14 protein-coding genes are annotated in these 14694 nt (G+C 42.2%); 7 read left to right on the top strand and 7 right to left on the bottom strand.

Annotated features, from left to right (window positions below; genetic code table 11):
- Positions 1-247: 247 nt before the first annotated feature.
- The 6 genes from KGY70_09060 to KGY70_09035 form a co-directional block, all read right to left on the bottom strand.
- The gene (locus KGY70_09060; GenBank protein ID MBS3775324.1) at positions 248-1027 is read right to left on the bottom strand and encodes a hypothetical protein; all 780 of its coding nucleotides are present in this window, start codon (positions 1025-1027) and stop codon (positions 248-250) included.
- A gap of 47 nt (positions 1028-1074) precedes the next feature.
- A complete protein-coding gene (locus tag KGY70_09055; protein MBS3775323.1) occupies positions 1075-1284 on the bottom strand; it encodes a hypothetical protein in 210 nt (69 codons plus the stop codon).
- Entirely contained in the window at positions 1281-1847 is a 567-nt protein-coding gene (locus KGY70_09050) for an RNA polymerase sigma factor (GenBank protein MBS3775322.1), read from the bottom strand. Before KGY70_09050 ends, KGY70_09055 begins: the two co-directional genes overlap by 4 nt.
- A gap of 36 nt (positions 1848-1883) precedes the next feature.
- The gene (locus KGY70_09045) at positions 1884-3110 is read right to left on the bottom strand and encodes a beta-lactamase family protein (protein ID MBS3775321.1); all 1227 of its coding nucleotides are present in this window, start codon (positions 3108-3110) and stop codon (positions 1884-1886) included.
- A gap of 373 nt (positions 3111-3483) precedes the next feature.
- Complete coding sequence (locus KGY70_09040) at positions 3484-3651, bottom strand: hypothetical protein (protein ID MBS3775320.1); 168 nt, start codon at positions 3649-3651, stop codon at positions 3484-3486.
- Between the two features lie 56 nt (positions 3652-3707).
- A complete protein-coding gene (locus KGY70_09035) occupies positions 3708-4163 on the bottom strand; it encodes a DUF1573 domain-containing protein (GenBank protein MBS3775319.1) in 456 nt (151 codons plus the stop codon).
- A 150-nt stretch (positions 4164-4313) separates the two neighbouring features.
- Here KGY70_09035 and KGY70_09030 point away from each other — a divergent pair, with 150 nt between their 5' ends.
- The 7 genes from KGY70_09030 (at position 4314) to thrC (ending at position 13447) form a co-directional block, all read left to right on the top strand.
- Positions 4314-6350, top strand: a complete 2037-nt coding sequence (locus KGY70_09030) for a S9 family peptidase (protein ID MBS3775318.1) — start codon at positions 4314-4316, stop codon at positions 6348-6350.
- A gap of 38 nt (positions 6351-6388) precedes the next feature.
- On the top strand, positions 6389-7360 hold the full coding sequence (locus tag KGY70_09025) for an ATP-binding protein (protein ID MBS3775317.1): 972 nt from the start codon (positions 6389-6391) through the stop codon (positions 7358-7360).
- An 81-nt stretch (positions 7361-7441) separates the two neighbouring features.
- Positions 7442-8134 (top strand): RibD family protein, encoded by a 693-nt coding sequence (locus tag KGY70_09020; GenBank protein MBS3775316.1) that lies wholly within the window; start codon positions 7442-7444, stop codon positions 8132-8134.
- A gap of 325 nt (positions 8135-8459) precedes the next feature.
- Positions 8460-8633, top strand: coding sequence for a hypothetical protein (locus tag KGY70_09015; protein MBS3775315.1), 174 nt, complete (start codon positions 8460-8462; stop codon positions 8631-8633).
- Between the two features lie 82 nt (positions 8634-8715).
- Positions 8716-11163 (top strand): bifunctional aspartate kinase/homoserine dehydrogenase I, encoded by a 2448-nt coding sequence (gene thrA, locus KGY70_09010; GenBank protein ID MBS3775314.1) that lies wholly within the window; start codon positions 8716-8718, stop codon positions 11161-11163.
- Positions 11164-11173: 10 nt separating this feature from the next.
- Positions 11174-12115, top strand: a complete 942-nt coding sequence (locus KGY70_09005; protein ID MBS3775313.1) for a homoserine kinase — start codon at positions 11174-11176, stop codon at positions 12113-12115.
- 33 nt (positions 12116-12148) lie between these two features.
- Positions 12149-13447, top strand: a complete 1299-nt coding sequence (thrC, locus tag KGY70_09000) for a threonine synthase (GenBank protein ID MBS3775312.1) — start codon at positions 12149-12151, stop codon at positions 13445-13447.
- 77 nt (positions 13448-13524) lie between these two features.
- Here thrC and KGY70_08995 read toward each other — a convergent pair whose 3' ends face one another.
- Positions 13525-14529, bottom strand: coding sequence for a hypothetical protein (locus tag KGY70_08995; protein ID MBS3775311.1), 1005 nt, complete (start codon positions 14527-14529; stop codon positions 13525-13527).
- Positions 14530-14694: the final 165 nt, after the last annotated feature.

Below are 14694 nucleotides of genomic sequence, written 5' to 3'. Positions count from 1 at the left end.
TCAGTTTGTTTTTGAATAAGTTTTTCTGCTTCTTTTTCAGATTGTGGACTGCTACAGCCCCCCACGCTGAGAATAACTACAGAAAGCCCGATAGCTAGATGCTTCAAAAATTGTTTGTGTTTTTTTTGTGTTTTCATTGTGTTAATTGTTTAGTTATTGAATGGTTATAATAAATTAAATATCTTGTTTGTTGATGTATCCAATTAAATAAAGTGTTGATTTGTAAGTGGGTCACCTTCACCACAACTTATTTCTCAATTATTTCAAACTCTTCTGAAATCAGGCGTGCAGTGGGTATAATATACTTTGTCTTTCCGTCCTGTATGGTAACATGCATTCTGTCGATTTTAATAATTTCCCCCCCTTTGTTGTTGAATTTAATATATTGGCCCACATGAAAATTCCCTTTACCATAATAGGATGAAAGGATATTTTTGAAAACGTCCCGGGATGATATGGCGAATGCAACAGCAAAAGCCAATAAAAAAGAGCCGATAATCAAAGTGATATTTGATGTTAAAAGTGCGGTTTCTACTCCTGCTTGTTCTAGAGCAGTTATGGCCACTATTGCCATAATGATATAAAATGCTGTTTCACCAAGCACAGAGGCAGATGCTATCTCGAAGGATTGTAAAGTAGTTTTAATAAATTCTCTGATCAGGTTGCTCAGGTAAAATCCCACCACAAAAATTATAATGGCACTAAATAATTGCGGGAGGTAAGTGATTAACTGGTTAATGGACTGTGAAACGGCACTCCAGCCAAGTGTGTCAGTGGCAGTTATAATAAATAGCAAAAGTATTACCCAGTATACAAATTTACCGATAATTTTACTGGGAACAATTTTGTATTCTGTTTTCTGCATCCACTTTAATTCGTTTATCCTACCAGCCAAGTTATCGAAATTTAAAAGCCTAAATAAACGTGAAATGATGCGGGAGAATAATTTGGCCAGAAGCCATCCAGCCAGTAATAGTAATAAAGCTGCCAGAATTCCGGGCAGAATTCGCATGATTTGTTCACCCAATGTAGTCAGGGATTCTAAAGAAATTTGTCTCCATTGTTCGAGTTGATTCATAATTTATCTTTTTTATGATTTGTGCCATTTTTTGATCTGCTTAAAAAGAGATCTCCCATTGTTTTTCCGAATTTAAGCGTGAACAGTTCTGCTGAGTCAGCAATCAGTTGCCGCATCTTTACATCTTTTATGATTCTTGCTTTTAGCTCTTTAGGAGGCTCCAGGTCTTCGTGTATTTCTTTAAATGGATTATTTTTTTTTCTCATACTTCAATGTTTTTATATTGCTCTTTATATATTTTGTATGCTTTCATTTTTGCGCGGCTGATACGCATTTTTGCAGCACTTTCCTTTATTTCAAGAACTTCCATTATACCCTTAAGTGACATCTCATCTTTATATTTTAACATCAAAATCATCCGATCTTCTGCATCAAGTTGTTCAAGCAGACGTAATATTTTGGTTGTTTCAATAGTTAAAATTTCTTCATCTTCGGGTTCTTCCGGGAAAGATGCCATATCTGTTTCATAATCAAAGCTGTTTTTTGTCTTTGCTGAGCGGATAATATCAATAATATGATGATTGGTCAGGGAATATACCCATGTAGAAAAATCCGAATCACCCCTGAATGTTTTGAGCCGAAGAAATATTTTCAGGAAAATATCGTGAGTAATATCTTCTGAGTCCTGGAAATGCCCAAATGTAATCAGCACTTTATTAAAGATTGTTTTAATATATCTGTCATAAAGAATCCCAAAGGCATCTATTTCGCCTTTTTCTGTGATTAAAACGATTAGTTCCTTATCAGAATATTGGGTAAAATCGTTCACTGATGTATGGTTTGAATTTATTAAATTAGTTATATATCAGTTAATTATGTTTTTTATGCCGTTCACTGTAGGAGTAATCCGTCTAAAACTGCTGTTGCTCAATAGGATGATTGTTAAAGAATCTTTGTGATATTTTCTGTATGCATTTGTAAATCCATTCCATACACCATTATGATAGGCTTTCAGCTCTTTCTTGCCTTTTGGTAGATGGTATCCAAATCCATAAGGAATTGTATCCCCGGTTACTGTTGTACCTTTTTTGTAAGCTTCTTTAAGAGTTGAATCGGCAAGAATGAAATTTTGTTCGAGCGACTGATCCCATTTCAGCAAATCTTTACCGGTTGAGTAAATACCTTTATCTCCTATAACTCCGTCATTAACCGTAGGGGGAATCGGTATATATCTTCTGTACGACCAACGGAACCCAATTAGTTCACCGGGATATTCTGAATTTTTTCTGAATTTATGAATGGGATTATCTGAAAAACTATGTACATAAGTGTTGTTCATACCGATCTTTGAAAAGAAATTTTCATCCAGAAAATTTCTGATGGACTGATGGCTTATATTTTCAACAATACCTGCAAGGATCATGTAACCTGTATTGCTATAATTATAACGCGTGCCTGGTTCAAAATGAGGTATTAAATTGTATTGGCACATCATTTTTATCATTTCCTCATTATCCGGCGGGGTTTCTTTTTTCCATTTACGCTCGGCCAGCCACATATAATTAGGAACACCTGATGTGTGGTGAAGTAAGTGACGTATGGTCACTTTTTTATAGGGAAAATTGTCAATATAATCGGTTACCGGATCCTCATAATTCAGTTTTCTCTGCTGATATAACAACATAATTGAGGCAGCTATAAATTGTTTGGAAAGAGAAGCCAATTGAAATTTGCTTGTATCATTGATCGGTTTGGTTTTATAGGTTAGATTGCTGTACCCAACATGCTTTTTATAGACCATATATCCGTGCCGTCCTATAAGGATACTTCCGTTGAACCCACTTTTTCTGTACAGATATTCTGTGTATGCGTTTAATTTGGCCAGGTTTGCCCGGGTTAGCCCTGTATCATTTTCATTGCTCGCTCCGGAGATTGAGTTGAATTTAAACCCTTGTTTTACCTCTTCTTCTTTATTTTCCTCTACCCGGTGACCCTTTTCCATAGTCGGAACATTACTCTCAGATAAATTAAAACCGAAAAGCATAAAAACTAATGTTAAGCCAACCGCTGCCAGGTATAATTCTTTGCTCATATATCAAATATTATTAAACTTGTTGTTTTAGACGAAAGATTTCTAAAAAGTCACTATGTTTCATAGATTTTTTTTATGAATTGATTAATGTCCCACTTGCTCTTTTGAATGTCTTGTTGTGGAAACGCAGTTAACGGTGAAAATTGATCCCAAAAAGCTGAAAGTGATTTCTGGCGCTACTTTTCCCTTCTTGCAGCAATTATAATGGTTTTGTGGGATTTAGGGTTCCTTCCCAGAGGTGGGTGAGGTTGGAGCTCCTGCCAGTCCTGCCTCCACAGGAAGGCGACAGGTTGGTTTATGGTGAGTTATGCTTCTTATTTATTTTTGTACTACTGTCGTAGACAGGAATAAATCTTGAATCATTCGGGTTAAGTTAAGAACAGCCACAACAACCTCCACAAGCATTTGGTAAAATGACCTCTATGGGTAAATTTTCGGTTTTCCAGCGGACAATACCGCCATCCAGGTTGGCTTCCTGGGGAAATTGCTGTATGTTAAGAAGATTGGCTACTTTCGTTCCTTTCTCGCCGAGCGAGTCCATGGTAATGAGCAGAACATCCTTGATGTTGTGGTTATATGAGCAGGTTCAAATCCATTTTAATTGTTGTTTCCAAGATTGAGTGATCCGTCGTCTTGTTCTTTAACGAGACCTTTAATGTATAAGGTTTTTGCCCCTTCAGGGTCATTTGAAACTGCTTTGACAGTACGGTTAATTTGATGTGGACGGGGGGGCACCCGGAACTGAACTTCAATGATACCTTCTTTTCCGGGAAGCACCGGTTTTTCAGTCCATTCTGTAATACGTGTACCGCAGCATCCATTGACTTTATTAATAATAAGCGGTTTATCCCCCTTGTTTTCAAATTTGATTTCCAGCTTTACCTCATCGTTCATGGTATTTAAATACATGGTGTCAAGCTGAATGCGATTGTTTTCTGCCTTAAACTCAAAACTGGGGCCGTCGGAGGACTGGGCCCGGCTTTCATTATGGATGAAGCCAATCAAAAATAATCCTGCGAGCAGAATGTTTAAGAAGGTTGTGATTTTTTTCATTTTTTCTATTTTTTCATCTTTAAAAAAAATAATACGAACGAATAGAATACAAGTTGTAAAGGTCCGAAAATTTTTTTATAATTTTGTGAAGGAGAAAAGTTTTTCAGGATTTAAACAGCTTTTGTTTTAATTAAAGAATAAGATTTGCCTATGAAGTTCTTATCAAACAGATTTTTATCAGTCCTAATGCTTGCCGTTGGTATAGGATTTTGTTCTCCTGCACTTGCCGGTGACAATGGTTTAAGCATTGAGGACATCACCAGACTCAAAAGGGTAACAAGCGTTGAACTCTCAGAAGACGGCAGCTACATTGCCTATACGGTTACGGACCCGGCTGATCCTGTAAAGGAAAACAATCCGGCAGAAATTCATCTGTACGTGTACAATACGAATAATCAGGAAAGTAAAGCCTATTATACTCTTGGCAGCGTCAGTGATGTTGCATTCCGTCCTGAAAGGGAAACCGTAACTTTTATTGCCAGGCCCGAAGGGGAAGAGGTGAACGCTATCTATGAGATGCCGCTTCACGGCGGAGCTCCCATGAAACTTTATCAATTCGAAACCTCCGTTAGTGATTATGAGTGGGCTTCAGACGGAGACCGACTGGCTTTTACCGCGACTGCACCGGAAGATGAAAAACAGAGCAAACTACCTTTTCAGCCTGATATTTATGAAGAGGGTTTGAGGAACAGGAAAGGGTATTTAATTGATCTGAGTGAGAGCAGTCCTTCAGCTAAACCACTTAAAGCGGAAGGCTCTATTTATACCCTTCGCTGGTCTCCTGACAATGAAAGGCTGGCTATAGGAATAGCGCCCACGCCTCTGGTTGATGATTATTATATGAAGCAGGATGTGAAGGTGGTAAGTGCCGAAACCCGGGAAATAATTACCGATGACATTCAACATGAGGGTAAACTGGCTGACATTCGATGGAGCCCTGGAGGTGAACGGTTGGCTCTTTTGGCCGGAAACGACATTCATGATGTGATAGCGGGGCGAATCATGATAGTTTCTGCTGATGGAGGGAATCCTGAAAATATTCATCCGGATTTTAAGGGAAAATTTGAACAGATCGCCTGGACCGATCCCAATACCATTCACTTCATTGCAAGCGAAAGCACAGAACGTGGTTTTGGTACTATAAGTCCTGACGGCTCTGATTTTAACTACAAGCTGAAACCCGGGGGCTTAATTTACGAAAGTTTTTCCTATGCCGATAAAGGCCATATTGCATTTGAGGTCAATACCCCCAAGCATCCCGGAGAGGTATATTACAAAGCCCCTTACGGTGCCCCGGAACGGGTTACCCATGTTAACCCCTGGCTGGACGATGTCCGGATGAGTGAGCAGTCCGTTGTTACCTATGAGGCACGGGATGGTTTGAAGATTGAGGGCTTGTTGATTAAACCGGTCAATTATGAGGAAGGAATGGAAGTACCCTTGATTGTAAATGTTCACGGAGGACCGGAAGCTCATTACAGCAACGGTTGGCTTACTTATTACAGCTCCCCCGGCCAGATGGCTGCGGCCAAAGGATATGCCGTATTCTACCCCAATTATCGGGGCAGTACCGGTCGGGGCATTGAATTTCTGAAAAGCAGCCAGGGCGATGCCGCTGGTGCGGAATATGATGATATTGTAGATGGGGTGGATTACCTGATCGATAAGGGTATAGCCGATCCGGAACGTATTGGTGTGACCGGCGGATCATACGGTGGGTACGCTACAGGCTGGATGGCTACTTACTATTCCGATCGTTTTGCCGCAGGTGTTATGAATTTTGGCATCAGCAACAACATTTCGAAATGGGGTACCAGTGATATTCCCGAAGAATTATATTTGGTTCATGCCCGGGAAAGGCTATGGGAAGACAATAACTGGCAGAAGTACCTGGAGCGAAGCCCGATTTATCATGTGGGAAATGCTCAGACCCCATTGCTTATCACTCATGGAAAGGCCGATACCCGAGTTCATCCCAGCCAGTCGCTGGAGCTTTTCCGACACATGAAGGTACGAAAGCCTGAGGTTCCCCTGCGATTGGTTCGGTATCCCGGAGCCGGCCATGGATATAGGAGGGCAACCGCCCAGTACGATTATACCCTCCGGATGTTCCGCTGGTTCGACACCTATTTGAAAGGCGACGGCGAATTCCCGGATAGGAGCATCGACGAAGAGCTCCCTGAGTGACCTTTATATAAATATTGTGGCTTATATATCTGCCCGTTATGGATTTGGCAAAAAAAATATTCGGAAAAGGTCTTTTTCAGATCACAAAGAAAGATTTGGAGGAATATTTTTCTATACCCCGGGAAGAAACGTCAGTACTGGAATTCAAGAGCGGCCAGATTAAAATTAACGCCATATTCAAGGAAATTTGTGCTTTTCTGAATACAGACGGAGGTCTGATCATCATTGGGAGCCCGAAGGAGAGAAAACTACCAAAATCGGGCAGGTTTCCCCGTAGGATCTGCCAGGGGACCCTGATACCTTCTGATTTCAGAGATAAGAACTGGATAGAAAGCCTGATTGCAGCCAATATTGTTCCGCATCCCCGTGAGATTAGGATTCATGAAATCCGTGAAGAAGAGGGAAATTATTTTATTTTGGATGTTCCCAAAAGTCAGAATCCCCCTCATCAATTTCTGAACGACGGGCGGTATTATATTCGGCTGGAGAAAGAGGCCAAACCGGCACCCCACGGCATTGTTGAAACCCTCTTTTTCAAGCAGGTGAAGGCACAACTTCAGGCTGACCTAAATATAGAGCCAGTAGATGATTATAAAAAGGGCAACCTGAATAAGATTTCTGTGGAGATTCGCAATATATCTTCCGTTCCTGCTGAACATGTATCTTATTTGATTCGAATTTTTAATATAGAAGATATCCGGCAGGACGGCGAGTCACTGGCGCAGCCATTTAAAGGGGGAGATGGTAACTTTGAGCTGCAGGGCGTGTTTGAAGATTCGCTGACGGATGAAAAGACGTTTCCCATTCGGTTTCATGTTATGAATAAGCAGGAACCTTTTATTGTTTCTGTTTTGGCTTGGAACAAAGAAGCCGGAATTTTTAAAAACCACGGTTTATTCGATCCTGTGAATTTTCAGTTTATTGAAACCTATAAAACCGGTGACAGAGAGGAGAAATCCCTTGAGCAGCTTTATACCACCCTTCAGGATATAAGAAACAATTTGTCTTAACCGGGAATTTTTGAAAAAATTCTCCGTATTGCTTTCGCTGTATTGAAAAAATTACTATCTTACACCCAAAATCATACAGCCATGAACAAGGAACATTATATTGAAAACTCGCTGCCCAAAATCATTCTTCATAATACCGTTAGTCTGGATGGCTCTCTCGGCGGATTTGATGCGAATTTAAATATGCATTACAGCATAGCCTCAAGTTTACATGTGGATGCTTACCTGGTAGGCTCTCAGACCATATTGGATGCATCGGATGAAATTCCGCCGGAACCGGAAACTGATGAGCAGGAAGAGCGGGTTTATGATCCGGAAGATGTGAGGCCATTCTGGATTGTGGTGGACAGCAGAAGCCGGTTAAAGGGTGTGCTTCACTTTTACCGCCAGATGGAATATATTAAAGATATCATTGTTCTGGTTTCCAATTCAACCCCTAAGGATTATCTGCGTTATCTCAAAGAAAAGAAATATCCTTATATTAAGGCAGGTAAGGAAAGGATAGATTTTTTGGAGGCCTTTCAGGCTGTGAAAGAGGAATACAGTGTCGAAACGATTTTAACAGATACCGGCCCCACACTGAATAATCTTTTGTTGCAGCAAAATTTGGCAGATGAGATCAGTGTGATTGTGGCGCCTTTTATTGTTGCTAAATCTCAGCCCAGAATATTCATCGGCCTGGATATAGAAGAAGAGCAAATCAAGCTCTCCACCCAGGATGCTCAAAAATTGGGAAATGATTATGTCTGGCTCAGGTATAAGGTAAGGAAATAGTTTTTGGGTGTGAAATTACTCAGTGAAGTAAGGGCATAGCGTAATCACCTCGAATTTCATTTATCAGGAAGATGGGCTTCCCTTATGATTATACAATTTCTTGTGACAAAACTCGGTGGATGCAGGTTTCTTACGTCATCGAAAAACCTGGCTTTTCGCTTCAATATTTTTACATAAATTAATTTAGTGGTTACAACACCAGCCGTTAAGCTTGGTTGTTACCGGGGAATACTGCTTCTATAAATTCTTATTATAAAATGTATAGATTTTGTTGTATTGCAATATAATATTCATTTTATTTGCAGAAGAAAATAAATTTTTGAAGATGAAGCGGCACTTTGGAGATATTTTTATGAATACCGGCCCAAGCATCATCACTCGGGAAGATTGGTTTTCCGGTGGAACTGCCTTTGGATCGGGAACCGCTGATTCCATTATTTTTACAACAACAGCTAATACAATTACCACCGCTACGACCACTCCGTGTGAGGAGTGGTAATATTGTGCATACATAGAAGAGACGGGAAAATTTTGCTTTTTTCAATTCATGGATTATTCATTGATCTAATAATATTTTTATTATGAACGTATATAAGTTTGGTGGTAGTAGTCTGGGTTCTGCAGAAAGGATAGAAAATGTAGCCCAAATCATTTTGTCGGCAGCAGATAAGCCGATGGTAGTTGTATCGGCAGTGGGTGATACAACAAATCTCCTGGAAGAGGCAATCGATAAAGCCGTAGAGACTGATGGTGATTACACCGGTCCTTACGGGCGGATGAAGCAACAACATCTGGATATTGCCAGAAACCTGTTTTCTCCTTCCACTCAACCCGGGGTAATCGGGAAAATGCATCTTGAGTTCAAAAAGGGAGAAAATGTTCTTGAAGGCATCAATATATTGAATGAAGCCACTGAGAAGTCCAAGGATCGTATTCTTAGCATTGGAGAACAGGTGGCTTCCTTTCTTGTCTCGGAATACCTGAAGACACATTCAGTCCACGTCACTTTGCTGGATGCCCAAAGCCTCATAAAAATCAAGCAATCTGACAAAAAAAGGGAAGTGATATATGAACCCACCCTGGCCAATGTTAAAGGTGCTGTAGCAGAGTTAGAAGGTATAGGTGTGGTACCGGGTTTTATCGGAAGTGCTGAGGATGGGTCTGTAAGGATCATGGGCAGGGGAGGTTCTGACCTAACGGCTTCTATTATAGCCGAAGCCATACAGGCTGAGGTATTGACCCTATGGAGCGATGTAAGCGGTTTATATACTGCTGATCCCCGGATTGTCCCCGATGCCTTTTGTATTGAAGAATTGTCCTATGAGGAGGCATTGGAGATGTCGTACTTTGGTGCGGGAATCCTTTATCCTCCTGCCGTTTTGCCGGCCTTAAGAAACAACATCCCCATACAGATAAAAAACAGTTTTTATCCCGAAGAGAAAGGCACACGTATAGTAAGACAAACCCGGGATGAACGGATTGTGAAGGGAATTTCCAGTATTAAAGACATTTCGATGGTAACCCTCATAGGAGGCGGTATGGTTGGTGTGGCTGGTATTGCTTCCAGAACATTTACGTGTTTGTCCGAAAATCATATCAATGTAATTTTTATCAGTCAGTCCTCGTCCGAGCATTCGATATGTATAGGCATACAATCGGAAGATAAAGAGGATGCCGTGTCCGCCCTAAACCGGGAATTCAGTTACGAAATCAACACCAAAATGATTGATTCGGTGGCCGGTGAATCCGGTTTTGCCATCATTGCCCTTGTGGGTCAGAATATGCTGAATACACCGGGCATCAGCGGCAAATTGTTTCAATCGCTCGGATCCAACGGAGTTAATGTACATGCCATAGCCCAGGGTTCATCCGAACGAAACATCAGTTCCATCATAAAAGAATCGGATGTGGAAAAAGCCCTCAATCTGTTACATGAAGATTTCTTCCTTTCAGAAGTCAAAAAGATCCATTTATACATAGCAGGAACCGGAAATGTTGGGAAACAGTTCATACGGCTCATTTATGAACAGCAGGATGAATTCAGAGAAGAGTTCAATCTGGAATTTAAACTGATTGGCATGATCAATTCCCGGAAAATGTTAATCAAAAAGGAAGGGATTGATTGGGGAAATGCCGTAGAGGAAATTGAATCCAACGTTGAATCTGCCAACTGGCAGGATTTTTTCCGTAAAATGGTGGATTTCAATCTTCGGAATACGGTGTTTGTGGATAATACAGCAAGCGAGGAAATCGGTAATGTTTATGATCAATTGCTACAGCATAGCATATCCATTGCCACATGTAATAAGATAGCAGCTTCCGGTGATTATACCAATTATAGCAGGTTAAAAAAGATGGCTCACCGGAACAGGGCCCATTTCCTTTTTGAAACGAATGTCGGGGCGGGATTGCCGATACTAAGCACAATCAGGAATCTGAAAAAGACGGGTGACCGGATCGACCGGATTGATGCAGTGCTTTCGGGAAGTATGAATTTCATCTTGAATAAGATTTCTGAGGATCAGTCTTTTTACCAGTCCTTGCAGGAGGCTATGAAAATGGGTTATACAGAACCGGACCCGAGAACCGATTTGCTGGGAACCGATGCCATGAGAAAGATGATTATTCTTGCCCGGGAAGCCGGCTATCCCATCGAGCAGCAGGATGTGGATCTGATATCCTTTCTGCCTGAAAAAGTTGAGCAGGCCTCTTCCGTTGAAGCATTTATTGAATCCGTGCAGGAGAATGATGCGCTCATCACGGAGAAGTGGCAGGAGGACATCCGGCAGGGAAAAAAGCTGCGGTTTGTTTCTACGCTCGACAGGGGAGAAGTAAGGTTGGGTGTTGATGCATTCCCTAAGGAACATCCGTTTTATGATCTGGATAATGCGGACAATATCATCCTTTTGCATACGCGCTGGTATAATGAACAGCCATTGGTGATAAAAGGCGCCGGTGCCGGGGTGGATGTAACCGCTTCCGGTGTACTGAATGATGTATTCGAAATCGTTCAACACAACAATTATTAAAAGGGATCTTATGCAACAGTATAAAGGAATAAAAGTCTTTGCTCCCGCGTCGGTTTCCAATATGGGAAGCGGATTTGATATCATTGGTTTCCCCATTGAACATGTGGGTGACACCGTTACACTGTATCCAAACGGCTCTTCGGAGATCCGGATAGTGGAAATAACCGGTTATAATGAAATACCTACGGATCCTGAAAAGAATGTAGCTTCTCATGCCGTCCGGAAATTGCTGGAGCATTTAGGGAGCAATGAGGGTTTTGACATGAAAATTGACAAGACCGTTATCCCCGGAAGCGGGTTGGGCTCCAGTGCTTCCAGCTCGGCAGCGGCTGTAGTGGCGGCTAATGAATTGTTGGGAAGGCCCTATACAAAAAGAGAGCTGGTGGATTTTGCCATGGAAGGAGAGGCGCTGGTTTCGGGAGGAAAACATGCGGACAATGTGGCTCCGGCTATTCTCGGGGGAATCATTCTGGTACGCAGTTATCATCCTTTGGATATTATTCGCATTCCTCCGCCGGAAGATTTATGGACCGTAGTGCTTCACCCACAGATAGAAATAAAGACCGATCTGAGCAGGTCGCTTCTCATGGACCGCATTGATCTGAAAGATGCCATTCGTCAGTGGGGCAATGTAGGAGGACTGATTGCCGGCTTCTATACCTCCAATTACGACCTGATTGGTGACTCTATGGAGGATTTGGTTGCCGAACCCGCACGTTCGGAGCTAATACCGGGGTACCGTGACCTGAAGCAAATTGCCCTTTCCGCCGGAGCCAAAGGTTATACGATATCGGGATCCGGGCCTTCCTTCTTTGCTGTTTGTGACAGCAAAGAATGTGCAGAAAAAGTAGAGAAGACAATGAGTGAGGCTTATCAAAACTATCGGATTGATTTTTTGACTTATATTTCGAAGGTGGACAGAAAAGGTACGGTGATTCTGGATAAATGGTAAATATATTGGAACCTGATAAAAGAAAAGAAGTATATGGAATTTTACAACCTCAACAATACCAGTGAAACCGTTTCGTTCCGGCAGGCAGTCATGCAGGGTGCCGGCAGTGATAACGGTCTGTTTTTTCCTCAGGAGATCATAAAAAAGAATAATGATTTCTTTACAGAAATGGATGATTATCCGTTTGCCTCCCTGGCTGCCGAAGTATTGTATGATTTTGTTAAAAGTGATTTTACCCGCAGGGATTTGGAGGAAATATGCATAAGGGCGTTCAATTTTCCCATTCCTCTTGTTCAGGTGAAGGAACAAATACATTCCCTGGAGCTTTTCCATGGGCCTTCTTTAGCTTTTAAGGATGTAGGTGCCCGTTTTCTGTCTGAGGTACTTAAAAAGATCGCTGAAAAGGAGAATGAAGAAATAACCGTATTGGTGGCCACATCGGGAGATACGGGAAGCGCTGTGGCGAAGAGTTTCTATAATGTGGAGGGTATCCGGGTGGTTTTGTTGTACCCCTCGGGTAAGGTGAGTCATATCCAGGAGAAGACGCTTACTACTTTGGGTGGCAATATTCTGCCCCTGGAGATACAGGGAACCTTTGATGATTGCCAGAGGTTGGTGAAAAAAGCATTTGCCGATCAGGATGCTTTTGCCGGCAAAACGCTAACATCTGCCAATTCCATCAATGTGGGAAGGTTGTTGCCCCAGGCCGTGTATTATTTCTGGGCGTGGCATCAGTTAAGTGAAGCGGAACGGGAGCATGTTGTTATTTCCGTGCCCAGCGGCAATTACGGGAATTTGTGCGCCGGTGTGATGGCATGGAAAATGGGTTTGCCGGTTAAGCGTTTTATTGCCGCTTCCAATGTGAACCGCGTGGTTCCGGATTATCTTGAAAGCGGAGAATATAAACCCAGACCTGCGGTCAGAACCCTTTCAAATGCTATGGATGTGGGTGATCCGAGCAATTTCATCCGCATAAGGGAGATGTTTGGTGACGATCACCGGAAAATGAAAACCCTGATCAGGCCTTTTGTGGCCGATAATGATCAAACCCGGGAAGGGATAAAGGATTTGTATGCTGCCGGTAACTATATAGCCGATCCCCATGGGGCCATAGGTTACCTGGGATGTCGCCATCTGATCCATCGGGAAGAGACGGGGATATTCCTGGAGACAGCCCATCCCGCAAAATTCAAAGATATTGTAGAGGAGAGCATTCAGGCGGAAATCGAATTGCCGGATTATTTAAGAGAGATACAGGATAAACCCAAACAGGCGGTTCAGATGCCGGCAGATTACGGGGAATTTAAAGATTGGCTGAAACAAAAGGTTTGATTGGATAAGATCAATGAGATTGAGATGATCCTGTATCTGGTTACTCTTGTCTGGAAAACAGGAGGTCTTTGACTGCCTCAGAACAGTTTCAGGCTTTCGCCGCGTTTTTCCATTTCGCCTTTGACATAGCTCCAAACATAGCGAAGTACAACGATCAGTAGGCTCAGGAAAAAGCCGGCGAAGGTGCCCACTATAACGATGAGCTTTCTTTTCGGTTTGGCCCGCTGTTCCGGAGCCAACGCTTCATCCAGCACGTTGATCACGGGGGTTTCCTTGACCAGTTCGATTTCGGCCATTTCCCTTTCGGTTTGAAGGGTGGTGTAAACTTCCTGTTTAAGGGTTACCTGTCGTTGCAGGCGTCCGTACTCCAATTGAAGTTCAGGGGATTGTTCGATTATCCTGTTGCGTTCGCGAAAACGTTTCAGCTCCTCTTCCGCTTTGCGCAGCTCCTTTTTAATTGTCTCCAGCCTTTTTTCAATATATTGGAGGTTCTGCCTGGTGGAGGTTTCTTGTTCGTTTTGTATGTATTCTTCAATGAGTGTGGTGAGGTAATTGCCTATATCGGCGGCAAGCTGAGCTTCCGGCATCAATATGGTAATGGTAACCAATTGGGTTTCTTCATTTCTGTTGAAAGATACCAGATCTTTTATTTTTTTCAGGGCTTTTTCAAACTTTTCCTGTTCGGTTTCACCCTCAATTTCCCAATATTCGATAAGGGTTACCGAATCCTGATAGGCTTTGGTATCCCAGTTTTTATAAATGATCTTTTTATTGAGCCTTCGGCTGTTTGTAAGATCCTCTATACTAAACTGATCTCCTCCGGAAGGCAAAGCTCCCCCCATACCGAACTGGGAGGCAAGGTTTTGTATTCTGGAGGATCTGCCTTCTCCGGAAGTTTTTTTATAAAGAGAAACTTCAGCTTCATACTGTGGTTCCTGCACCAAAGAATAGATGATGGAACCAATAGCCATCACAACAGTAAAGATTATGATGAAGCGTTTGTATTTCCATATTTTCAGGAATACCTCAAGCAGATCTATTTCGTCTTTGTTTTGCTGTACCTGGGGCTTGTTTTCCTCCATACGAATTATATGAATTATGGCGAATTAGTTCCTGTTGATGATGTAGATGACCGTGGCCACGCTTGTGGCAATGGATGCCCACTGGCTTAGCAATTCTGTTATGTCGAGTGGTTCTCTCGGCGGTTTTTCCGGAACGAAGATCTCAGAACCTTCTTCTACCGGTGG

The organism is Bacteroidales bacterium (assembly GCA_018334875.1).
Lineage (GTDB): Bacteria > Bacteroidota > Bacteroidia > Bacteroidales > UBA12077 > JAGXLC01.
Note: the sequence above shows the minus strand (reverse complement) of the source record. Positions and strands in the feature narration are given on the sequence as shown.

Excerpts from the sequence above, each read along its gene's own strand:
- KGY70_09005 (MBS3775313.1), top strand. The coding sequence starts at position 11,174 with ATGCAACAGTATAAAGGAATAAAAGTCTTTGCTCCCGCGTCGGTTTCC.
- KGY70_09030 (MBS3775318.1), top strand. The coding sequence starts at position 4,314 with ATGAAGTTCTTATCAAACAGATTTTTATCAGTCCTAATGCTTGCCGTT.
- thrC (MBS3775312.1), top strand. The coding sequence starts at position 12,149 with ATGGAATTTTACAACCTCAACAATACCAGTGAAACCGTTTCGTTCCGG.
- KGY70_09055 (MBS3775323.1), bottom strand. The coding sequence starts at position 1,284 with ATGAGAAAAAAAAATAATCCATTTAAAGAAATACACGAAGACCTGGAG.
- KGY70_09020 (MBS3775316.1), top strand. The coding sequence starts at position 7,442 with ATGAACAAGGAACATTATATTGAAAACTCGCTGCCCAAAATCATTCTT.
- thrA (MBS3775314.1), top strand. The coding sequence starts at position 8,716 with ATGAACGTATATAAGTTTGGTGGTAGTAGTCTGGGTTCTGCAGAAAGG.
- KGY70_09015 (MBS3775315.1), top strand. The coding sequence starts at position 8,460 with ATGAAGCGGCACTTTGGAGATATTTTTATGAATACCGGCCCAAGCATC.
- KGY70_09045 (MBS3775321.1), bottom strand. The coding sequence starts at position 3,110 with ATGAGCAAAGAATTATACCTGGCAGCGGTTGGCTTAACATTAGTTTTT.
- KGY70_08995 (MBS3775311.1), bottom strand. The coding sequence starts at position 14,529 with ATGGAGGAAAACAAGCCCCAGGTACAGCAAAACAAAGACGAAATAGAT.
- KGY70_09040 (MBS3775320.1), bottom strand. The coding sequence starts at position 3,651 with ATGGACTCGCTCGGCGAGAAAGGAACGAAAGTAGCCAATCTTCTTAAC.
- KGY70_09025 (MBS3775317.1), top strand. The coding sequence starts at position 6,389 with ATGGATTTGGCAAAAAAAATATTCGGAAAAGGTCTTTTTCAGATCACA.
- KGY70_09035 (MBS3775319.1), bottom strand. The coding sequence starts at position 4,163 with ATGAAAAAAATCACAACCTTCTTAAACATTCTGCTCGCAGGATTATTT.